At 55.4% G+C, this 21211-nt stretch carries 23 protein-coding genes; 14 read left to right on the top strand and 9 right to left on the bottom strand.

What is annotated here, in order from left to right; translation table 11 throughout:
• A partial coding sequence (locus GV764_RS06525) for a hypothetical protein (protein ID WP_168435290.1) occupies nt 1-114 on the bottom strand: 114 nt, incomplete at its 3' end.
• Between the two features lie 288 nt (nt 115-402).
• Here GV764_RS06525 and loiP point away from each other — a divergent pair.
• A complete protein-coding gene (loiP, locus tag GV764_RS06520; protein WP_125293236.1) occupies nt 403-1161 on the top strand; it encodes a metalloprotease LoiP in 759 nt (252 codons plus the stop codon).
• Nucleotides 1162-1210: 49 nt separating this feature from the next.
• On the opposite strand, the gene speB is transcribed toward loiP, so the two are convergent.
• The 4 genes from speB to GV764_RS22380 all read right to left on the bottom strand — a co-directional run bounded on the left by speB (nt 1211) and on the right by GV764_RS22380 (nt 4678).
• Entirely contained in the window at nt 1211-2131 is a 921-nt protein-coding gene (gene speB, locus GV764_RS06515; RefSeq protein ID WP_144130730.1) for an agmatinase, read from the bottom strand.
• Between the two features lie 174 nt (nt 2132-2305).
• The gene (gene speA, locus GV764_RS06510; protein ID WP_161659442.1) at nt 2306-4282 is read right to left on the bottom strand and encodes a biosynthetic arginine decarboxylase; all 1977 of its coding nucleotides are present in this window, start codon (nt 4280-4282) and stop codon (nt 2306-2308) included.
• The gene (gene yqgB / locus GV764_RS22385) at nt 4275-4436 is read right to left on the bottom strand and encodes an acid stress response protein YqgB (RefSeq protein ID WP_409515027.1); all 162 of its coding nucleotides are present in this window, start codon (nt 4434-4436) and stop codon (nt 4275-4277) included. Before yqgB ends, speA begins: the two co-directional genes overlap by 8 nt.
• A 107-nt stretch (nt 4437-4543) precedes the next feature.
• The gene (locus GV764_RS22380) at nt 4544-4678 is read right to left on the bottom strand and encodes a hypothetical protein (protein WP_419901054.1); all 135 of its coding nucleotides are present in this window, start codon (nt 4676-4678) and stop codon (nt 4544-4546) included.
• A 495-nt stretch (nt 4679-5173) separates the two neighbouring features.
• Between GV764_RS22380 and metK the strand changes: the two genes are divergently transcribed.
• The 8 genes from metK to ruvX all read left to right on the top strand — a co-directional run bounded on the left by metK (nt 5174) and on the right by ruvX (nt 12372).
• On the top strand, nt 5174-6328 hold the full coding sequence (gene metK, locus GV764_RS06495) for a methionine adenosyltransferase (RefSeq protein WP_161659440.1): 1155 nt from the start codon (nt 5174-5176) through the stop codon (nt 6326-6328).
• 339 nt (nt 6329-6667) lie between these two features.
• Nucleotides 6668-8053 (top strand): sugar porter family MFS transporter, encoded by a 1386-nt coding sequence (locus GV764_RS06490; RefSeq protein ID WP_476561212.1) that lies wholly within the window; start codon nt 6668-6670, stop codon nt 8051-8053.
• An 80-nt stretch (nt 8054-8133) separates the two neighbouring features.
• Nucleotides 8134-8643 carry a SprT family zinc-dependent metalloprotease gene (locus GV764_RS06485; protein ID WP_161659439.1) on the top strand — a complete coding sequence of 170 codons (510 nt, stop codon included), beginning with the start codon at nt 8134-8136 and terminating at the stop codon, nt 8641-8643.
• Nucleotides 8644-8739: 96 nt separating this feature from the next.
• Nucleotides 8740-9447: a deoxyribonuclease I gene (gene endA / locus GV764_RS06480; RefSeq protein ID WP_161659438.1), complete on the top strand. Its 708-nt coding sequence runs from the start codon at nt 8740-8742 to the stop codon at nt 9445-9447.
• A 74-nt stretch (nt 9448-9521) separates the two neighbouring features.
• Nucleotides 9522-10253 carry a 16S rRNA (uracil(1498)-N(3))-methyltransferase gene (gene rsmE / locus GV764_RS06475; RefSeq protein ID WP_161659437.1) on the top strand — a complete coding sequence of 244 codons (732 nt, stop codon included), beginning with the start codon at nt 9522-9524 and terminating at the stop codon, nt 10251-10253.
• A gap of 55 nt (nt 10254-10308) precedes the next feature.
• A complete protein-coding gene (gene gshB / locus GV764_RS06470) occupies nt 10309-11256 on the top strand; it encodes a glutathione synthase (protein ID WP_144130734.1) in 948 nt (315 codons plus the stop codon).
• A gap of 136 nt (nt 11257-11392) precedes the next feature.
• Nucleotides 11393-11956: a YqgE/AlgH family protein gene (locus GV764_RS06465; protein WP_161659436.1), complete on the top strand. Its 564-nt coding sequence runs from the start codon at nt 11393-11395 to the stop codon at nt 11954-11956.
• A complete protein-coding gene (ruvX, locus tag GV764_RS06460) occupies nt 11956-12372 on the top strand; it encodes a Holliday junction resolvase RuvX (RefSeq protein WP_161659435.1) in 417 nt (138 codons plus the stop codon). Before GV764_RS06465 ends, ruvX begins: the two co-directional genes overlap by 1 nt.
• Nucleotides 12373-12382: 10 nt before the next feature.
• On the opposite strand, the gene GV764_RS06455 is transcribed toward ruvX, so the two are convergent.
• Nucleotides 12383-13369 carry a type IV pilus twitching motility protein PilT gene (locus GV764_RS06455; protein ID WP_161659434.1) on the bottom strand — a complete coding sequence of 329 codons (987 nt, stop codon included), beginning with the start codon at nt 13367-13369 and terminating at the stop codon, nt 12383-12385.
• Between the two features lie 17 nt (nt 13370-13386).
• On the opposite strand from GV764_RS06455, the gene GV764_RS06450 reads away from it, so the two are divergent.
• The 5 genes from GV764_RS06450 to hemW are packed head-to-tail and all read left to right on the top strand — an operon-like array spanning nt 13387 to nt 16704.
• On the top strand, nt 13387-14100 hold the full coding sequence (locus GV764_RS06450) for a YggS family pyridoxal phosphate-dependent enzyme (protein ID WP_161659433.1): 714 nt from the start codon (nt 13387-13389) through the stop codon (nt 14098-14100).
• Between the two features lie 15 nt (nt 14101-14115).
• Complete coding sequence (locus tag GV764_RS06445; protein WP_161659432.1) at nt 14116-14682, top strand: YggT family protein; 567 nt, start codon at nt 14116-14118, stop codon at nt 14680-14682.
• The gene (gene yggU / locus GV764_RS06440; protein ID WP_161659431.1) at nt 14679-14966 is read left to right on the top strand and encodes a DUF167 family protein YggU; all 288 of its coding nucleotides are present in this window, start codon (nt 14679-14681) and stop codon (nt 14964-14966) included. Before GV764_RS06445 ends, yggU begins: the two co-directional genes overlap by 4 nt.
• A gap of 15 nt (nt 14967-14981) precedes the next feature.
• A complete protein-coding gene (locus GV764_RS06435) occupies nt 14982-15575 on the top strand; it encodes an XTP/dITP diphosphatase (RefSeq protein ID WP_161659430.1) in 594 nt (197 codons plus the stop codon).
• Complete coding sequence (hemW, locus tag GV764_RS06430) at nt 15568-16704, top strand: radical SAM family heme chaperone HemW (protein WP_161659429.1); 1137 nt, start codon at nt 15568-15570, stop codon at nt 16702-16704. Before GV764_RS06435 ends, hemW begins: the two co-directional genes overlap by 8 nt.
• Before the next feature lie 71 nt (nt 16705-16775).
• Here the strand turns inward: hemW and secA are convergent, their stop codons facing one another.
• The 3 genes from secA to lpxC all read right to left on the bottom strand — a co-directional run bounded on the left by secA (nt 16776) and on the right by lpxC (nt 21204).
• Nucleotides 16776-19481 carry a preprotein translocase subunit SecA gene (gene secA / locus GV764_RS06425; protein WP_161659428.1) on the bottom strand — a complete coding sequence of 902 codons (2706 nt, stop codon included), beginning with the start codon at nt 19479-19481 and terminating at the stop codon, nt 16776-16778.
• A 55-nt stretch (nt 19482-19536) separates the two neighbouring features.
• Entirely contained in the window at nt 19537-20040 is a 504-nt protein-coding gene (gene secM / locus GV764_RS06420) for a secA translation cis-regulator SecM (protein ID WP_328515154.1), read from the bottom strand.
• Between the two features lie 246 nt (nt 20041-20286).
• Complete coding sequence (gene lpxC / locus GV764_RS06415; protein ID WP_125293215.1) at nt 20287-21204, bottom strand: UDP-3-O-acyl-N-acetylglucosamine deacetylase; 918 nt, start codon at nt 21202-21204, stop codon at nt 20287-20289.
• Nucleotides 21205-21211: the final 7 nt, after the last annotated feature.

Here is a 21211-nt window from a genome sequence, read left to right as displayed (position 1 = left end):
TTCGGCAATGTCAGCCATGCCCATCGGGGCACCCGGATGACCGGATTTGGCTTTCTGTACTGCGTCCATGCTCAGCGCACGAATAGCATTGGCAAGCTCTTTACGAGAGGACATTTTGACTCCAGATCGGATAGTTAAAGGACAAAGCGTGTTAACGACTTGACGATGGCTCGTTATGGGCTACGCCCGGAAAAATTGAACCACAATGTAACCCAAGCCGCTTTCCATGTACATGCTATGTACATGGAGCATCCTTTTGCCGCTTAAGAAATCTCTGGATCCTTCTCGCAGCCTGCGCAAGCTTCTCGCCCAGACCCTCAGCACTTCTTTATACTGAGTGTTACCGGCACGTTAATGTGCTAAACAAAAACTGATTACGATACTTTTAGCGGAAGCCTACACATGAAGATGCGCGCGATATTGCCAGGCCTGGTTGCTGTTGCTTTGCTGAGCGGTTGCCAGAATATGGACTCCAACGGCTTGCTTACCTCCGGCGCCGAGGCGTTCCAGGCGTATACCTTAAGCGATGCGCAGGTCAAAACGCTCAGCGATGAAGCCTGTAAAGAGATGGACAGCAAGGCGACGATTGCGCCTGCGGGCAGCCAGTACGCTCAGCGTCTGAATACTATTGCCTCCGCGCTGGGCGATAACATCAACGGCCAGCCGGTAAACTATAAGGTTTACATGGCGAAAGACGTGAACGCCTTCGCGATGGCGAACGGCTGTATCCGCGTTTACAGCGGATTGATGGACATGATGAACGACAACGAAGTCGAAGCGGTCATCGGCCATGAAATGGGCCACGTGGCGTTGGGGCACGTCAAGAAAGGCATGCAGGTGGCGCTGGGGACTAACGCCGCGCGCGTTGCCGCAGCCTCTGCGGGCGGCGTGATCGGCAGCCTGTCGCAGTCGCAACTTGGCGATTTGGGCGAGAAACTGGTGAACGCGCAGTTCTCCCAGCGTCAGGAATCCGAAGCGGATGACTACTCTTACGATCTGCTGCGCAAACGCGGCATCAACCCAATCGGTCTGGCAACCAGTTTCGAGAAGCTCCAGACGCTGGAAGCGGGCCGTCAAAGCTCGATGTTTGATGACCACCCGGCTTCTGCCGAACGCGCCCAGCATATTCGCGATCGCATGAAAGCGGATGGGATTAAGTAATAAAAAAGCGCCGAAAGGCGCTTTTTTTATCGCAGGCAAACTCGCCCGATTACTCGCCTTTCTTAGCCGCCTGGATATACAACATCTCCAGCGCTAAGGTAGCCGCTGCCAGCGCAGTGATCTCGGACTGATCGTATGCCGGAGCCACTTCCACCACGTCCATACCCACGATGTTCAGATCCTTCAGGCCGCGCACCAGTTTGATGGCGCGATCGGAAGTCAGGCCGCCGATCACCGGGGTGCCGGTACCCGGTGCGAACGCCGGATCCAGACAGTCGATGTCGAAGGTCAGGTAAACCGGCAGATCGCCAACGATCTGCTTAACCTGGGCGATGATGTCGTCAACGCCGCGATCGTTCACCTGGCAGGCGTCCAGTACGGTGAAGCCGTTGTCTTTATCGAATTCGGTGCGGATGCCGATTTGCACTGAGTGGTTCGGATCGATCAGGCCTTCGTTCGGCGCGGTGTAGAACATGGTGCCGTGGTCGAACTCGCAACCGTTGGCATAGGTATCGGTGTGCGCATCAAAGTGTACCAGCGCCATTTTGCCGAAATGCTTCGCATGCGCGCGCAGCAGCGGCAGCGTCACGAAGTGGTCCCCCCCGAAAGAGAGCATACGTTTACCGGCAGCCAGCAGTTTCTCCGCGTGGGCCTGCAGTTTTTCGCTCATTTCACGGGCATCGCCGAAGGCGTACACCAGATCGCCGCAGTCCACCACGTTCAGGCGCTCGCGCATGTCGAAGTTCCACGGGAAGCGGTTGTGCTCCCAGGCGAGGTTGGTGGAAACCTGACGGATCGCCGCCGGGCCGTGACGACCGCCGGCGCGGCCAGACGTCGCCATATCAAAAGGTACGCCGGTGATCACCCAGTCAGCGTCGCTGTCGTAGGGCTGGAAATTCATTGGTAAACGCAAAAAACCAAAGGCGTTGGATACCAGAGAGTTATCGTATTGATGGCCTAAGGTGCTCATTGATATGACCTCTTTCGTAAAGTCGATGTAAAAAAAATCCCCTCCGCGTCGTTAAGCCCGACGAGGAAGGGATTGATTAGAGTCAGTTTGCTGGCGCGAATTATCGCCGTGTTTAATGCCGGGTTCAAGCGTCTGCATGTCCATCAGTATAGCCAGGCAGACGCAGCCGGGTAATTACTCGTCTTCCAGGTAAGTGTACCCGTAAAGACCGGCTTCAAACTCTTCGAGGAACTGCTGTTGCAGCGCATCGTCCAGATCGGTGTTTTTCACCTGGTCGCGGAACTGGGTCAGCAGCGTACTCGGGTCGAGCTGTACGTATTGCAGCATATCCGCCACGGTATCCCCTTCATCGGACAGCTCCACTTCCACGCTGCCGTCAGGGAACACAAACACGTCAACCGCTTCGGTATCGCCAAACAGGTTGTGCATGTTGCCGAGAATTTCCTGATACGCGCCCACCATAAAGAAGCCCAGCATCGGCGGGTTCTCCGGGTCGTACTCCGGCATCGGCATGGTGGTAGCAATCCCGTCGCCGTCGATATAGTGGTCGATGGCGCCGTCGGAGTCACAGGTGATATCCAGCAGCACCGCGCGACGTTCCGGGATCTGGTTCAGCCCTTCCAGCGGCATTACCGGGAACAGCTGGTCGATACCCCAGGCATCCGGCATCGACTGGAACAGGGAGAAGTTGATGTACATCTTGTCCGCCATACGCTCCTGCAATTCGTCGATGATCGGACGATGGGCGCGGTTGCTCGGATCAAGCTGTTTCTGCACTTCATGGCACATGCTCAGGTAGAGCTGCTCCGCCCACGCGCGCTCCTGCAGGCTGAAGGCGCCTGAAGAGTAGCCCACGTGGATGTCGTGCAGGTCCATCTGGCTGTCGTGCAACCATTCGCGCAGCGAGCGGCGGGTGCCCGGCTCGTGCATTTCCTGCCAGGTTTCCCACATGCTTTGCAGCGCGCGCGCCGCGTCTTCGGCAGGCGCGGTGGGCACGGTGTATTCGTTACGCTCAACGCCGATAATATTGGACACAAGCACGGTATGATGCGCGGTCACCGCGCGGCCAGACTCGGTGATCACCGTCGGGTGCGGCAGGCCGTTTTCTTCGCAGGCATCGCCAATCGCCCAAATGATGTTGTTGGCGTATTCATTCAGACCGTAGTTCACCGAGCAGTCAGACTGCGAGCGGGTGCCTTCATAGTCCACGCCCAGACCGCCGCCTACGTCGAAGCACTGGATATTCACGCCCAGCTTATGCAATTCAACATAGAAGCGCGCGGATTCACGCACGCCAGTGGCGATGTCGCGGATGTTGGCCATCTGCGAGCCGAGGTGGAAATGCAGCAGTTGCAGGCTGTCGAGGCGGCCCGCTTCGCGCAGCATCTCAACCAGTTGCAGCACCTGGGTCGCCGCCAGGCCGAATTTTGATTTTTCGCCGCCGGAGGACTGCCATTTGCCAGAGCCCTGGGACGCCAGACGCGCACGCACACCCAGACGCGGCACCACGTTTAGCCGCTCGGCTTCTTCCAGCACGATACGAATTTCCGACATTTTTTCGATAACCAGATAGACCTTGTGGCCCATCTTTTCACCGATTAACGCCAGACGAATGTATTCACGGTCTTTGTAGCCGTTACAGACGATAACGGAACGCGTCATGCCCGCATGGGCCAGCACGGCCATCAACTCCGCTTTGGAGCCTGCTTCGAGGCCCAGCGGTTCGCCGGAGTGGATCAGCGTTTCGATGACGCGACGATGCTGGTTAACCTTAATCGGGTACACCAGGAAATAGTCGCCGTTATAGCCATAGGATTCGCGCGCGCGTTTAAACGCGGCATTAATAGAACGCAGGCGGTGCTGCAAAATCTGCGGGAAGCAGAATAACGCAGGCAAGCGCTGACCTTGCGCTTCACGGGCTTTCACCAGTTTGGCGAGATCCACGCGGGCTTCCGGGACGTCGGGATCCGGGCAGACGCTGATATGACCCAGTTCATTGACGTCATAGTAATTATTGCCCCACCAGGCAATGTTGTAGGTGCGCAGCATTTTACTGGCTTCCTGAGAACTCATTGCAACCTCCTGCATGGAACGTAGTACACCCTGTTCGCCTGCTGACGAAGGCGAAAACGAAGACATGTCGTCAGACATAGCGAACCTCAAACTCTGTTGAAAGTGTATACCCGATACCGTCGGGCATAGCGAAGTTGACTACTATCGCAGCGTTAAAATGCGATAACAACCCATAAACAGCCGGACCTGGCAGCATAGTACGCTGACCGCCCCGCTGTGCGACCGGTTTCATATTCATATCATTGTAAAACACGTATCCGAACGCTGTATGACAGGTTCGACGAAACCACGAGAAAACCCTTGCTGAGCAAGAGCGCCCTTGTTCAGTTATCGCAAGCCTTAACCGGCCCGGGAATCCTGAGAAGCGCCGAGATGGGTAGAACATCGGCAGGTTTGCAAAAAAGGGATGCAGGTTGAGAGGGACAACAGTACACCAGAACGGTGTGACAGATTCTGCAGATTACTCCGATTCATTATTTCGTATCACCTCCACGCCAGCCTTTAGGGACAAGCGACAAGCAAAGCTAATGGTTAATGCTCAACCCGGCTGGAAGTGGCGACACGAGCAATCGTCGTGCGCTTTTTTTCACCCTTCGCTGCAAAAGCAAAAGTGATGAAGCCGCGCGCGCCGTTTTATACCGACAACAGGGGGTAAATGCAAAATAAAAATCACGTGATTGACGCCGATGTCAGGAAATATTGCCATTTCCACCGTTTCGCCTGTTTAACGTGGGGTAAAAATCGCTGGAAAAGGGATGAATAAATGACCTAGAATAGCCGTCCAGATGTTAATCCATCTATATACCTACTGGGCTTCAGGACACTTTGCCTAAAGCGAAGTCGCCCAGAGTGAGGAAGGGATGATTAACACTCATCGCCTGTATTGCCTGCAAGCCGCTGCCATAAGGTGGGTAAGTGCTTTTAATACAATACGTTGAGTTAACATATTAATACCGAGTTCAAACGAATATGGCTAAACACCTTTTTACATCCGAGTCTGTATCAGAAGGGCATCCCGATAAAATCGCTGACCAGATCTCCGATGCGGTCCTTGACGCGATCCTCGAGCAAGATCCGAAAGCGCGCGTGGCCTGCGAAACTTATGTGAAAACCGGCATGGTTTTAGTGGGCGGTGAAATCACCACCAGCGCATGGGTGGATATCGAAGAGATCACCCGCAACACGGTCCGCGAAATCGGCTACGTGCATTCTGATATGGGCTTTGATGCCAACTCCTGCGCGGTGTTAAGTGCAATTGGCAAACAGTCACCGGACATCAACCAGGGTGTTGACCGTACCGATCCGCTGGAACAGGGCGCGGGCGACCAGGGCCTGATGTTTGGTTATGCCACCAACGAAACCGACGTGCTGATGCCCGCGCCGGTCACCTACGCGCACCGTCTGGTGCAGCGCCAGGCTGAAGTGCGCAAAAACGGCACCCTGCCGTGGCTGCGTCCGGATGCGAAAAGCCAGGTGACCTTCCAGTACGACAACAACAAAATCGTCGGTATCGACGCCGTGGTTCTGTCTACCCAGCACGCGGAAGACATCGACCAGAAATCCCTGCACGAAGCGGTGATGGAAGAGATCATCAAGCCGGTTCTGCCTGCGGAATGGCTGAGCGAAACCACCAAATACTTTATCAACCCAACCGGTCGTTTCGTGATCGGCGGCCCGATGGGCGACTGCGGCCTGACCGGTCGTAAAATCATCGTTGATACCTACGGCGGTATGGCTCGTCATGGCGGCGGCGCGTTTTCTGGTAAGGATCCGTCAAAAGTTGACCGTTCCGCAGCCTACGCGGCGCGCTATGTGGCAAAAAACATCGTTGCGGCCGGCCTGGCTGACCGTTGTGAAATCCAGGTGTCCTACGCGATTGGCGTGGCGGAACCGACGTCCATCATGGTGGAAACCTTTGGCACCGAGAAGATCGCCACCGAGCAGCTGACTCTGCTGGTTCGCGAGTTCTTCGACCTGCGTCCGTACGGTCTGATCCAGATGCTGGATCTGCTGCACCCGATCTACAAAGAGACTGCGGCATATGGTCACTTTGGCCGCGAGCATTTCCCGTGGGAAAAAACCGACAAAGCCGCGCTACTGCGTGACGCTGCCGGTCTGAAATAAGTTTTCCGCTTAAGGGATAAAGCGTTAATTGCGTATCCAATAAACGCTTAAAAAATCCGGGAACGTTCTGCGTTTCCGGATTTTTTGTTTTCAGAACATCCAAATTTTTCTCTGTATATCCCACGCAAACAAAGCAAAAATCGTATTCTCACAGCGTACTAAGATCGGGGAATAGCCGTTCTGGTAATACCACAACTGAATTATTTCAATCACTTCCATGGCAACTTCTTACCAACTGGTCAATGGAAGCGATTACACAATTACGAATTTTCCCACATATCTTTACATAATCCCCACCTACCTTTTCCATTGATAAAATCAATAATTCAATGGGAGGGCATGATGCCTGACAAGAATAAAAATAGACGCATGACGTTTTTCGTCTGCTTTCTGGCTGCACTGGCGGGGTTACTGTTTGGTCTGGATATCGGCGTTATTGCAGGCGCACTGCCGTTTATCACCGACGATTTCCGGATCACCTCGCACCAGCAGGAATGGGTGGTAAGTTCGATGATGTTCGGTGCCGCCGTGGGTGCCGTGGGCAGCGGATGGCTGTCATCCTCTCTCGGGCGCAAAAAAAGCCTGATGATCGGTTCGGTGCTGTTTGTGGTGGGTTCACTCTGTTCCGCCGCCGCGCCGAACGTTGAGATCTTAATCGTTTCCCGCGTGCTGCTCGGCCTGGCCGTCGGTATCGCCTCCTACACCGCGCCGCTGTATCTTTCCGAAATCGCTCCGGAAAAAATTCGCGGCAGCATGATTTCGATGTATCAACTGATGATCACCATCGGCATTCTCGCCGCCTATCTTTCCGATACCGCGTTTAGCGACGCGGGCGCCTGGCGCTGGATGCTGGGGATCATCACTATTCCGGCAGTACTGTTGCTGATTGGCGTGTTCTTCCTTCCCGATAGCCCGCGCTGGTTCGCCGCTAAACGTCGCTTCCACGACGCGGAACGCGTGCTGATGCACCTGCGCGACTCCAGCGCCGAAGCGAAACGCGAACTGGATGAGATCCGTGAAAGCCTGAAGGTCAAACAGAGCGGCTGGGCGCTGTTTAAAGACAACAGCAACTTCCGCCGTGCGGTATTCCTCGGCGTGCTGTTGCAGGTGATGCAGCAGTTCACCGGGATGAACGTCATCATGTACTACGCCCCGAAAATCTTTGAGCTGGCGGGCTATGCCAATACCAAAGAGCAGATGTGGGGCACGGTAATTGTCGGTTTGACCAACGTGCTGGCGACCTTTATCGCCATCGGTCTGGTGGATCGCTGGGGCCGTAAACCTACGCTGGTGCTGGGCTTCCTGGTGATGGCATCCGGCATGGGTATTCTGGGTTATCAGATGCATATGGGTATCGAAACCGCTACCGGCCAGTATTTCGCTGTCGCGATGCTGCTGATGTTTATCGTGGGCTTCGCCATGAGCGCCGGTCCGCTGATTTGGGTGCTGTGTTCGGAAATCCAGCCGCTGAAAGGGCGTGATTTCGGTATCACCTGTTCTACCGCCACTAACTGGATCGCCAACATGATCGTCGGCGCAACCTTCCTCACGATGCTGAACACGCTGGGCAACGCCAATACCTTCTGGGTATACGCTGGCCTGAACCTGTTCTTTATCGTGTTGACCCTGTGGCTGGCACCGGAGACTAAACACATCTCCCTGGAGCACATCGAACGCAACCTGATGAAAGGCCGTCGCCTGCGCGAAATCGGCTCACACCATTAATTGTTAAGCGTTACGCCCTCTCTGCGGAGGGGGCGTCTTTCGGTTGCAGCGCTATCCCCTTCGCTCTATGCTTTGCCGTTATGAAAACCCTGCGTCTCCCTATTGCCACTCAACAAGCCGTGATGCGCAGCCTGCGCGACAATTTAGCGCGGGCCAACCAGCATCTTGGCCGTGACTACCCTGAGCCCAAACTGGTCTACCAACAGCGCGGCACCGCTGCGGGTACTGCCTGGCTTGAACGCTATGAAATCCGCCTCAACCCCACGCTTTTGCAGGAAAACCTTCAGGCGTTTGTTGAAGAAGTGGTGCCCCATGAACTGGCGCATCTGCTGGTGTGGAAACAGTTTGGCCGCGTTCCACCTCATGGCAAAGAGTGGAAATGGATGATGGAGAGCGTGCTGGGCATTCCGGCGCGGCGCACCCATCAGTTCGCGCTGGATTCGCTGGCGCGCAATACTTTCCCCTACCGCTGTCGTTGCCAGCTCCATCAGCTTACCGTGCGGCGTCATAATCGCGTACTGCGCGGCGAAACCGAATACCGTTGCGTACACTGCGGCGAGAAACTCAAACCGGAACCGGCAGCCGGGTAATTTTCAGCGCGGTATCTGGAAATTTTCTGATCTGACTGATTGCATCTGACGCCACCGTTGGTTACGGTGCGGGCTCGTTTTGACACGGAGTCCGGGATGTCTCGCAAATTTATTCTGGCGGTTGCAGGCGTTGCAGCCGCTTTTTCGTGGAGCGCATTCAGCGCGGGGATTAATAACTTTTCCCAGGCCAAGGCCGCCGGGGTGAAAGTGAACGCTAACGCGCCAGGCGATTTTTATTGCGGCTGCAAAATTACCTGGCAGGGGAAAAAAGGGATTCCCGATCTGGAATCCTGCGGTTATAAAGTGCGCAAAAATGAGAACCGCGCCTCGCGTATTGAATGGGAGCACGTAGTGCCGGCCTGGCAGTTCGGCCACCAGCGCCAGTGCTGGCAGGACGGAGGGCGGAAAAACTGTGCCAAAGACCCGGTTTATCGCGCCATGGAGAGCGATATGCATAACCTGCAGCCTGCGGTGGGCGAAGTCAATGGCGATCGCGGCAACTTTATGTATAGCCAGTGGAACGGCGGGGAAGGCCAGTACGGACAGTGCGCCATGAAAGTTGATTTCAAAGAAAAATTAGCCGAGCCGCCAGCCCGTGCGCGCGGGGCCATTGCCCGCACCTATTTCTACATGCGTGATAAATATTCTCTGACGCTGTCCCGTCAGCAAACCCAGCTGTTCAACGCCTGGAATAAGCTTTACCCGGTCACGGCGTGGGAGTGCGAACGCGATGATCGGATTGCCGGCGTGCAGGGCAATCACAACCCCTATGTTCAGCAGGCTTGCCAGGCCCAAAAGAGCTAACCTACACTACCGGGCATTGAAAACTGCCGTTCCCCCCTCATGTCAGGGGGAACGCCTTTGACCGGATTATCGTTATGCGCATTCCCCGCATTTATCACCCTGAGCCTCTCAGCTCCGATCTTGAAATCGCATTAAGCGACGACGCCGCCAATCACGTTGGCCGCGTGCTGCGTATGGGCCCGGGCCACCAGCTACAGCTGTTCGACGGATCAAATCAGGTCTTTGATGCCCGCATTACCCATGCCGATAAAAAAAGCGTGCGGGTTCAGGTGCTCAGCGCCACCGAAGACAATCGTGAATCGCCCCTGCATCTGCATTTAGGCCAGGTGATGTCGCGCGGCGAAAAAATGGAATTTACCATCCAGAAATCCATTGAGCTGGGCGTGAACGTCATTACCCCGCTGTTTTCCGAGCGCTGCGGCGTTAAGCTGGATGCGGAACGGTTAAACAAGAAAATTCAGCAGTGGCAGAAAATCGCTATCGCCGCCTGCGAACAGTGCGGGCGCAACCGCATCCCGGAAATCCGCCCGGCAATGGATCTGGAAGACTGGTGCGCCGAACCTGACGAGGGGCTGAAGCTCAACCTGCACCCACGCGCCAGCCAGAGCATCAATACCCTGCCCCTTCCGGTCCAGCGCGTGCGCTTGCTGATCGGCCCTGAAGGCGGGTTGAGCGCCGATGAAATCGCCATGACCGCACAGCATCAATTTACTGATATTCTGTTGGGACCACGCGTTTTACGCACTGAAACCACCGCGCTCACCGCTATTACCGCGCTACAGGTGCGTTTTGGCGATCTGGGTTAAAATCTGGCGTTGAGGCCTGCAAATACCGTCAACGCCAGCGTCACAGGAGAACATAATGATTAAGCTCGGCATTGTGATGGATCCCATCGCAACCATTAATATTAAGAAAGACAGCAGCTTCGCCATGCTTCTGGAAGCCCAACGTCGCGGCTATGAACTGCATTATATGGAAATGGCCGATCTGTATCTGATCAACGGCCAGGGCCGCGCCCGCACCCGTCTACTGAGCGTCGAGCAGAATTACGACAAATGGTACGACTTCACCGGCGAGCAGGACATCGCGCTGGCGGACCTCGACGTGGTGCTGATGCGTAAAGATCCGCCGTTCGATACTGAATTTATCTACGCCACCTATATTCTGGAGCGCGCCGAAGAACAGGGCACGCTGATCGTCAACAAGCCGCAAAGCCTGCGCGATTGCAACGAAAAACTCTTCACCGCCTGGTTCCCGGATCTGACGCCGCAAACGCTGGTGACGCGCAATAAGGCGCAGCTGAAAGCTTTCTGGCAGGAGCATGGCGACATCATTCTGAAGCCGCTGGACGGCATGGGCGGCACCTCGATTTTCCGCGTTAAAGAAGGCGATCCAAACCTGTCGGTGATTGCCGAAACGCTGACTCAACTGGGCACCCGCTACTGCATGGCGCAGAATTATCTGCCCGCGATTGTCGACGGGGATAAGCGCGTGCTGGTTGTTGACGGCGAACCGGTTCCCTACTGCCTGGCGCGTATTCCGCAAGGTGGCGAAACGCGTGGCAACCTGGCGGCCGGTGGTCGTGGCGAACCGCGCCCGTTAACCGAAAGCGACTGGGAAATCGCCCGCCGCGTCGGGCCGACGCTGAAAGCTAAAGGGCTGATTTTCGTAGGATTAGATATCATCGGCGATCGCTTAACTGAGATTAACGTTACCAGCCCAACCTGCATCCGTGAAATCGAAGCGCAGTTCCCTATTTCCATTACCGGCATGCTGATGGACGCCATCGAAAAACGCCTGGCGAAGTAATTTCCCGTGCGGGAAGGATCCCGCACCCCCCTTTATTCTCTATTCTGTCATGCTCTCCTCCGGGGAGTGACAGACCATGACTTTCCCCGCATACTGGGCGAAGATGTTTTTTTAACCAGGGAAACAGACCGCTGATATGAATTTACAGCATCACTTTCTTATTGCCATGCCAGGCCTGCAGGACCCGCTGTTCCGCCGCGCCGTCGTTTATATTTGTGAATATAACGAGGAAGGCGCTATGGGGCTCATCATCAATAAGCCGCTGGAAAACTTGAAGGTGGACGGCGTTCTGCAGAAACTCAAAATCACGCCTGAACCGCGCGATCCGGAGATCCGCCTGGATAAGCCAGTCTTCGTCGGCGGTCCGCTGGCTGAAGATCGGGGTTTTATTCTCCATACGCCGCCGGACAAATTTAATTCCAGCATCCGGATTTCTGATAACACCATCATCACTACCTCCCGTGACGTACTGGAAACGCTGGGCACGGACTCCCAGCCTGATGAAGTGATCGTCGCGCTGGGCTACTCCTCCTGGGAAAAAGGCCAACTGGAGCGCGAAATCCTTGAGAACTCCTGGCTGACCGCTCCGGCGGACATGAATATCCTTTTTCGCACGCCAATTGCTGACCGCTGGCGCGAAGCCGCTAAACTTATCGGTATTGATATCCACACCATGCCGGGTACGGCGGGGCATGCCTGATGAGCGGAACCTTACTGGCTTTTGACTTCGGCACCAAAAGCATCGGCGTCGCTATCGGGCAGCGCATCACCGGCACTGCGCGCCCGCTTACGGCGATAAAAGCCAACGACGGCACCCCCGACTGGGCGCAGTTCGAAAAGTTGCTCAAAGAGTGGCAACCGGAGCTGGTGGTGGTCGGTTTACCGTTAAATATGGACGGCACCCACCAACCTTTGACCGACCGGGCGCGAAAATTCGCTAACCGTCTGCATGGCCGTTTTGGCGTGAAGGTCGAATTGCAGGACGAGCGCCTGAGCACCGTGGAAGCGCGCGCGGGCCTGTTCGAGCGCGGCGGCTTTCGGGCGCTCAATAAAGGCAGCGTTGATTCCGCCTCCGCCGTGATTATTCTGGAAAGTTACTTCGAGAATCACGGTTAATGCCGTTCCTTTAAACCTGCATCATCGTCGTTGCCGTCAGCTTTTGCAGGCTCTGTTCAAAACTTTGCATCCCATACTGCTGCCCGGTCTGCAACACGCCGGGCAGTTGATGGGTTTTCCCTTCCCGAATCAGATTCGCCACGGCAGAAGTGTTGATCAGCAACTCAAACAGCGCAGCCCGTGCGCCCTGCGCCGTCAGGATTAGCTTTTGCGCCAGCACCGCTTGCAGGCTGCCCGCCAGCTGGCTGCGGATGGTGTTTTTCTCCTCGGCGCTGAATACATCCACCAGCCGTTCAACCGCCTGAGACGCACCGCGGGTGTGCAGCGTCGCCAGAACCAGATGGCCGGTTTCCGCGGCGGTTAATGCCAGCCGGATCGTTTCGCTGTCGCGCAACTCCCCCAGCAGGATCACGTCAGGATCTTCACGCAACGCTCCGCGTAGCCCGGCGCTAAAGCTGTCGCAATGGGTCCCCACTTCGCGCTGTTGGATCAGACATTTATCGCTGGTGTAGAGATATTCGATGGGATCTTCCAGCGTCAGAATATGGCCGCTTAGCGTTCGGTTCAGTTCGTTGACCATGGCGGCCAGGGTAGTGGATTTGCCGCTGCCCGTCGCGCCGGTCACCAGAATCAGCCCGTCCTGAGCGCCAAGCAATTCCCGCAGCCGCGGCGGCGCGCCCAGCGCATCAAGTTCTGGCGCAGCCTGGGGCAAAATGCGCAGCGCCAGCGAAATCCCCTGAGATTGTTGGAACGCGTTAGCGCGCAGACGCGCGCCATTCGCCAGAGTGACCGCAAAATCAAGCTGGCCCTGTCGGGTAAATATTTGCTGCTGTTCAGCCGATAGCCACTGTTGGAGCAACGTATGCGGCGGCGGCGCGCCCTCCGGCGCGCATTCCAGCTCGCCTTTACGCCGCCATCGCGCCGGTAAGTCGCTGCACAGGTGTAGATCCGAAACATTATGCTTTACACTAAGGGCCACCATTTCTTCCATTTTCATACAGCTTCCCGACGATCATGAGTGATATAGCGCGCAACTTAGCGCAGATAAAAGCAAAGATCTCAGCGGCTGCGTTACGCTGCGGCAGATCTTCAGAAGAAGTTACGTTGCTTGCAGTCAGCAAAACAAAACCTGCGAGTGATATCGAAGAAGCCATTGCCGCCGGTCAGCGGGCATTCGGTGAGAATTACGTGCAGGAAGGGGTGGAAAAAATTCGCCACTTCGCCGAGGCGGGCGTGTCCGGGCTACAGTGGCACTTTATCGGGCCGTTACAGTCCAACAAAAGCCGCCTGGTGGCCGAGCACTTCGACTGGTGCCATACCATTGACCGGCTGCGCATCGCCACCCGGCTCAGCGATCAGCGTCCGAAAGGGCTGCCGCCGCTTAACGTGCTGATTCAAATCAACATTAGCGATGAGAACAGTAAATCCGGCATCCCCCTTGCCGGGCTGGATGAACTGGCAAGCCAGGTGGCGGAACTGCCGGGCCTGACGCTGCGCGGCCTGATGGCGATCCCTGCTCCTGAGTCAAGTTATGAAAGGCAGTTTGCCGTGGCACAGCAAATGGCTGTAGCATTTAGCGCGCTTAAAAATCGCTACCCTGACGTCGATACTCTTTCTCTGGGAATGAGTGACGATATGGATGCGGCAATTGCTGCCGGAAGCACCATGGTGCGCATCGGCACCGCCATTTTCGGCGCGCGCAACTACCAGGCACATCAAGGACAATAACCACAGAGGAATGCCATGAAGACGTTGACTTTCCTGATTTCCACCGCGCTTGAGCTGTATACCATGGTGATGCTGTTACGCATCTGGATGCAGTGGGCGCGTTGCGATTTCTACAATCCCCTCGCTCAGTTCGTTGTAAAAGCAACGCAACCGATCGTCGGGCCGCTGCGCCGTATTCTCCCGTCAATGGGCACGATTGATACGGCGTCATTAGTGATGGCGTTCGTGCTGAGCCTGATCAAGTCGATGGTGCTGTTTATGGTCATCACTTTCCAGCCGATTATCTGGATTGCCGCGCTGCTTATCCTGATCAAAACCATCGGCCTGCTGGTGTTCTGGGTGCTGCTGGTAATGGCATTAATGAGTTGGGTCAGCCGTGGCCGTAGCCCGGTCGAGTATGTGTTGATGCAACTGACCGAACCGCTGTTGTCGCCGATCCGCCGTATGCTGCCTGCGATGGGCGGGATTGATTTTTCGCCGATGGTGCTGGTCCTGCTGCTGTATGTATTGAATATGGGCATGATGGAACTGCTGCAAAGCACCGGAAATATGCTGCTGCCGGGACTATGGATGGCGCTATGAGTGCCGTGGAACAGTCAGCGGACCGGCTGACGCTTCGGCTGTATATTCAGCCGAAGGCCAGCCGCGATGCGATAATTGGACTACATGGCGATGAATTAAAAATCGCCATCACTGCCCCACCGGTTGACGGCCAGGCCAATGCGCATCTGGTAAAATTCCTCGCTAAGCAGTTTCGCGTCCCGAAAAACCAGGTGACGATTGAAAAAGGCGAAACCGGCCGTCACAAACACATCATGATTATTGAACCGCAACAGATCCCGCCCGCGATAGCGGCACTGCTTTAATCACAGGATTTCACTATGCAAAAAGTTGTCCTCGCTACCGGAAATGCCGGTAAAGTGCGTGAACTCGCGTCGCTGCTGCGCGATTTTGGCCTGGATATCGTCGCGCAGACCGACTTAGGCGTTGAGTCGGCGGAAGAAACCGGGCTGACCTTTATTGAGAACGCCATACTGAAAGCCCGCCATGCGGCGGCCATTACCGGTTTGCCGGCTATTGCCGATGACTCTGGACTGGCGGTTGACGCGCTGGGCGGCGCGCCGGGCATTTACTCTGCGCGTTATGCCGGCGTAGACGCCAGCGATCGTCAGAACCTGGAAAAGCTGCTGGTCGCATTAAATGACGTGCCGGATGAGCAGCGTCAGGCGCAATTCCACTGTGTGCTGGTTTATCTGCGTCACGCCGATGATCCGACGCCGCTGGTATTCCACGGCGTCTGGCCGGGCGAAATCACCCGCGCGCCCGCCGGTGAAGGCGGCTTTGGCTACGACCCGATTTTTTATGTCCCTTCTGAAGGCAAAACCGCCGCAGAATTAACCCGCGAAGAAAAAAGCGCTATTTCCCACCGTGGACAGGCGTTGAAACAGCTACTGGAAGCGATGCGACATGGCTAATTTGCCACCTCTGAGCCTGTATATTCATATCCCCTGGTGCGTGCAGAAATGCCCTTACTGCGATTTCAATTCCCACGCGCTCAGGGGCGAAGTGCCTCATGATGATTATGTGCAACATCTGTTAGCCGATCTGGATAACGATGCGGCAATGGCTCAGGGACGGGAAATCAGCACCATTTTCATTGGCGGCGGTACGCCCAGCCTGCTCTCCGGCCCGGCGATGCAAACCCTGCTGGACGGGGTGCGGGCGCGCTTAGCGTTACGTGCCGATGCGGAAATCACCATGGAAGCTAACCCCGGCACCGTAGAGGCCGACCGCTTCGTTGACTATCAGCGCGCCGGGATAAACCGTATTTCCATCGGCGTGCAGAGTTTTGAGCAGACCAAGCTCACTCGTCTGGGGCGGATCCACGGCCCGGAAGAAGCAAAGCGCGCCGCGCATCTGGCGAGTGCTTTAGGGTTGCGCAGCTTTAATCTGGATTTGATGCACGGGCTGCCTGACCAGTCGCTGGACGAGGCGTTAGACGATCTGCGCCAGGCGATTGCGCTTAATCCGCCGCACCTCTCCTGGTATCAATTGACCATCGAGCCGAACACCCTGTTTGGTTCGCGCCCGCCGGTGTTACCCGACGACGATGCGCTGTGGGATATCTTCGAACAGGGCCATCAGTTGCTGAGCGCGGCAGGTTATCAGCAGTATGAAACCTCGGCCTATGCTAAACCGGGCTATCAGTGCCAGCACAACCTCAACTACTGGCGCTTCGGCGATTACTTAGGGATCGGCTGCGGGGCGCACGGGAAAATCACCTTTCCGGACGGCAGCATTTTACGCACCGCGAAAACCCGTCACCCGCGCGGCTATATGCAGGGCAACTATCTCGACCGGCAGCATGAGGTTGAGGACGCAGATAAGCCATTCGAGTTCTTTATGAACCGCTTCCGGCTGCTGGAAGCCGCGCCGCGCGCCGAGTTCACGCGTTATACCGGCCTGAGCGAAACAGCGATTCGTCCACAAATCGACCAGGTGCTGAGCCTCGGTTATTTAGTGGAAACACCGGAATACTGGCAGATCACCGAGCACGGTAAACTGTTTCTGAACTCCCTGCTGGAGCTGTTTCTCGCTGACTGATTGCGAGTAACGGCCCATAAAAAAAGCCCTCGCTACACAGCGGGGGCTTTTATTTTTAGTGCCGTTGCCGATTAGCTCAGGCGACCATGGCACTGTTTGTATTTCTTGCCGGAGCCGCACGGGCACGGATCGTTACGGCCCACTTTACGCTCGCCGCTCTGCTCCGCCAGCGCTGCGGCCGCGGCGCTGTCATCGTCCTGATGGCTGAGCTGTTGCATCTGTGCCAGGCGCTCAGCCTCTTCACGACGCTGCTGCTCCATGGCTTCCACCTCTTCCGGCATCCGCACCTGGACTTTACTCAGGGTGCTGATGACTTCATATTTCAGGGATTCCAGCATGGTGGCGAACATAGCAAACGACTCGCGCTTATACTCCTGCTTCGGATCTTTCTGCGCGTAGCCACGCAGATGAATGCCCTGACGCAGGTAGTCCATCGCCGCCAGGTGCTCTTTCCACAGAGAGTCGAGGGTTTGCAGCATCACGCCTTTTTCGAAATGACGCATCATCTCGGCGCCAACCACTTCTTCTTTACGCTGATAAACCTCGATAGCGTTCTGCAGAATGCGCTCGCGCAGGGTCTCTTCGTGCAGTTCCGGCTCTTTATCCAGCCACTCAGCAATCGGCAGATCCAGATCGAAGTCGTTTTTCAGGCGCTCCTGGAGACCCGGGATATCCCACATCTCTTCCAGAGACTGCGGCGGAATATGGGCATCGATGGTCGCTTTGAACACATCTTCACGGATGCTGTTCACGGTTTCGCTGATATCAGACACGTCCAGCAGTTCGTTACGCTGGGTGTAGATGGCGCGACGCTGATCGTTGGCTACGTCATCGTATTCCAGCAGTTGCTTACGAATATCAAAGTTACGGCTTTCAACTTTGCGCTGGGCGTTAGCGATGGCCTTGGTCACCCACGGGTGTTCAATCGCTTCGCCCGGCTTCATACCCAGCTTGCGCATCATCCCGGAAACGCGATCCGAGGCGAAAATACGCATCAGGGCATCTTCCATGGAGAGGTAGAAGCGGGAAGAACCGGCATCGCCCTGACGACCAGAACGGCCGCGCAGCTGGTTATCGATACGACGGGATTCGTGACGCTCGGTACCGATGATATGCAGACCACCGGATGCCAGCACAGCTTCGTGACGCACCTGCCAGTCGGCTTTAATCTGGGCGATTTGCTCCGGCGTTGGGTTTTCCAGCTCGGCAACTTCCGCCTGCCAGCTACCGCCCAGTACGATATCGGTACCACGGCCCGCCATGTTGGTGGCGATGGTCACTGCCGCCGGGTAACCCGCCTGCGCGACAATGGCCGCTTCGTTGGCGTGGAATTTGGCGTTCAGCACGTTATGCGCGATGCCCGCTTTGGTCAGTTCATTGGACACCACTTCAGATTTTTCAATCGAAATAGTCCCCACCAGCACCGGCTGTCCTTTGGCAGTACGCTCTTTGATGTCTTCGATAATCGCGGCGATTTTGTCCATCTCGGTCATATAGACCAGGTCAGGCATATCCTTACGGATCATCGGACGGTTGGTCGGCACCACGATGGTGTCGAGTTTGTAGATGGAGCGGAATTCAAAGGCTTCGGTATCCGCAGTACCGGTCATACCTGCCAGCTTCTCATACAGACGGAAGTAGTTCTGGAAGGTGATAGACGCCAGCGTCTGGTTTTCGTTCTGGATTTCCACGCCTTCTTTGGCTTCCACCGCCTGGTGCAGGCCATCAGACCAGCGGCGACCTTGCATGGTACGGCCTGTGTGTTCATCAACGATGATCACTTCGCCGTCTTTGACGATGTAATCCACGTCGCGAGTGAACAGCGCATGGGCGCGCAACGCCGCCGTCACGTGGTGCATCAGCATAATGTTGGTCGGGGAGTAAAGCGACTCGCCCTCTTCCATAATGCCCTGATTCACCAATAATTCTTCAATCAACACCAGACCGCGTTCGGTCAGGTTGACCTGGCGCGCTTTCTCATCGACGGAAAAGTGGCCTTCGCCCTGGAAGGTGTCGGAGTCTTCTTTCTCCTGACGAACCAGATGCGGGATAATTTTGTTCACTTTTTTATACAGCTCGGAGCTGTCTTCCGCCGGACCGGAAATGATCAGCGGAGTACGGGCTTCATCGATCAGGATGGAGTCCACTTCATCCACCAGCGCATAGTGCAGTTTACGCTGCACGCGTTCTTCAGGGCTGAACGCCATGTTGTCGCGCAGGTAGTCGAAGCCGTATTCATTGTTCGTACCGTAGGTGATATCCGCAGCGTAAGCTTCGCGCTTCGCCGGCGCCGGCATACCCGGCAGGTTGATGCCGACAGTCATGCCGAGGAATTCAAACAGCGGACGGTTGTTTTCCGCATCGCGCTGGGCCAGATAGTCGTTCACCGTAACCACGTGAACCCCTTTGCCGCTTAACGCGTTCAGGTAAGCTGGCAGCGTTGCGGTCAGGGTTTTACCTTCACCGGTGCGCATTTCCGCGATGCAGCGATCGTTCAGCACCATGCCGCCCATCAGCTGAACGTCAAAATGACGCATGCCAAATACGCGCTTACTGGCTTCGCGCACTACCGCAAACGCTTCAGGAAGCAGGCTTTCCACGGTTTCGCCTTTTTCCAGACGCGCACGGAATTCTGTGGTTTTCGCTTTTAGCTCGTCATCGGACAGCTTTTCCAGTGCGGGTTCCATTGCATTAATGGCTGATACTGCTTTGCGCATACGGCGCAGGGAACGGTCATTACGGCTACCGAAAACTTTAGTTAATAAATTGATTAGCATAATAAAATCTCAAACGCCTCGCCTGTGCGAAGAAAAAAAGGATAAGTATAAGGACTTAACTCAGGCGTTGAGGGCCGGCACGGATACCTTTAACCTGGCTTATCCAGTGGCTGACGGCAAAGTGCCGATCGGCATAAGCCTCAGCTGGAAGCAGGCTAAGTACCCGGGAAGGCTGGGTTTCATGGGTGAGGAGCGTACTTAAGGTATCAAGCAGAGCCAGTTGCTGTGCCTGAAGGGGAATTTTGACCTCTTCCGCCACCGGCAGCGTTTGCGGTGCCATGGCGAAAGTCAGGTGGCGAATTACGGTGCGAATGGCATGTTGATGCCAGTAATCCACGCTAAAAGAGGGTCGACGAACCGTCTGTTGCAGCGCCAGGGTGTCAAAATTGAATGGCTGCTGATTATCAATATTGCGGGTCGAGGCTTTTGCGGGTAATTCCGGTTCGGCGCTGTTGTTTAGTGCGGGCAGCCCAAGGCTTGCCGCGACCATCCCCAACAAGAGATGCGGCCAAAAAAAACGTCTGCCTATTTGTCGCCAACAGGTCAAAAGTCCGGACACGTTACCCACCAGAACAGACGAAATGTTTCCGTCGTTCATTAATCATTTAAATTTGCGCACAAATATTATCATCATTCACGCAGTCAGACAGCAGGAATCAGGCGCTAAGACCAGAGAATTGAACAAGAAACCCGCAGTTAAACTGTTTCAGGCGTAAAAAAATTTCTGAAAGGAACAATAAAAAACGGCCAGTTTTTCTGATCGGAGAGAGTACCAGAAATAACCAGCCGTATTATGAAGTGCGTATTACGCCAGAACGATGGAAGGGGCTTTGAAAGCGAGCGGCATTTCTGCTTCGTCTTCGAAAGTCACAAATTCCCATGCTTCCTGTTTTGCCAGCACAGCCTGCAACAGTTTGTTGTTCAGTGCATGACCTGATTTATAGGCGGTAAACGCGCCGATAATGTTGTGGCCGCACATGAACAGATCACCGATAGCATCCAGCATTTTGTGACGAACGAATTCGTCTTCAAAACGCAGGCCGTCTTCGTTCAACACGCGATAATCGTCAACAACGATGGCACAATCGAAGCTGCCGCCCAGGCACAAACCACGGGATTGCAGATACTCGATATCGCGCATAAAACCAAAGGTCCGCGCGCGGCTGATTTGACGCATAAAGGCATCAGCGGAGAAGTTCATCTGGTAACGCTGGGTGCTGGCATCAATCGCCGGATGGTTAAAATCGATGGTGAAGTCCAACGAAAAACCATTGTACGGTTTGAATTCAGCCCATTTGTCACCGTCTTCCACGCGAACGGTTTCTTTAATGCGAACAAATTTCTTCGCCACTTTCAGCTCGTCGATACCTGCATCAAGCAGCAGATAAACGAACGGCGCTGCGCTACCATCCATAATCGGGATTTCCGGGGCGTCAACTTCGATAACGATGTTGTCGATTCCCAGACCCGCTAAAGCTGCGTTCAGGTGCTCAACGGTAGAAATCCGCACGTCATGCTCGTTCACCAGGCAAGTACAGAGCATGGTATCACGCACAGATTTGGCATCAGCCGGGAAATCTACCGGAGGATTCAAGTCGGTGCGACGATAGATGACCCCGGTATTTGCCGGCGCAGGGCGTAACGTCAGCGTGACTTTCTTGCCGGTGTGTAGACCGACGCCAGTCGCCTGAACGATACGTTTAAGAGTCCTTTGTTTGATCATCGTATAA

The sequence above is a fragment of the Atlantibacter hermannii genome, from assembly GCF_009907385.1.
GTDB lineage: Bacteria > Pseudomonadota > Gammaproteobacteria > Enterobacterales > Enterobacteriaceae > Atlantibacter > Atlantibacter hermannii_A.
The sequence above is the reverse complement of the archived record's forward strand: the minus strand, read 5'-3'. Positions and strand labels throughout refer to the sequence as shown.